The sequence below is a fragment of the Sporolactobacillus terrae DSM 11697 genome, from assembly GCF_000648615.1.
GTDB classification, from domain to species: Bacteria; Bacillota; Bacilli; order Bacillales; family Sporolactobacillaceae; genus Sporolactobacillus; species Sporolactobacillus terrae.
The window spans coordinates 1-464 of sequence record NZ_JFZC01000022.1 but is presented as its reverse complement, the minus strand read 5'-3'; the positions used below and the strand labels follow the sequence as shown (position 1 = coordinate 464).

The following is a 464-nucleotide window of genomic DNA, read 5'->3' as shown; positions in this document are numbered from 1 at the left end:
CGGAGCTTCTTGAAACGGGTTTTGATTTTCTTCCATGACTTCCAGATATATTGACGAATTCTCGAGCGGAGCCACTCATCCAAGCGTTGGATAAAGCTCTTCATGCATCCGATCCCGTAGTACTGAAGCCAGCCTCTCATCTTCAATCGGATTTCTCCGAAAAGGACATCGAGACTGCGTCCACGGTTACGTTTGGTCATTTGCTTTAAGGCTCTTTTGACACGCCTCTTGGTTTTCATGCTTGGTCGCGCATAGGCACCGTTACGGGAGACCCCCAGGGAGAATCCCAGAAAGTTAAGCCTCAGCGGCGAACCCACCTGCGTCTTTTCCCGGTTGACCGTCACTTTTAGATCTTTTTCCAGAAACCTGGTGACACTGGCAAGAACTCGGTATCCCGCGCGCCGGCTTCTGACATAGATGTTACAGTCATCCGCATAACGCACGAATTCGTGACCTCTTGCGGT

General features: G+C 50.6%; 1 protein-coding gene. It reads right to left on the bottom strand.

Annotated elements, in window-relative coordinates:
* Positions 1–443: group II intron maturase-specific domain-containing protein (locus AA84_RS0102815; protein WP_328286223.1), on the bottom strand; the 443-nt coding region annotated here is incomplete at its 3' end.
* Positions 444–464: the final 21 nt, after the last annotated feature.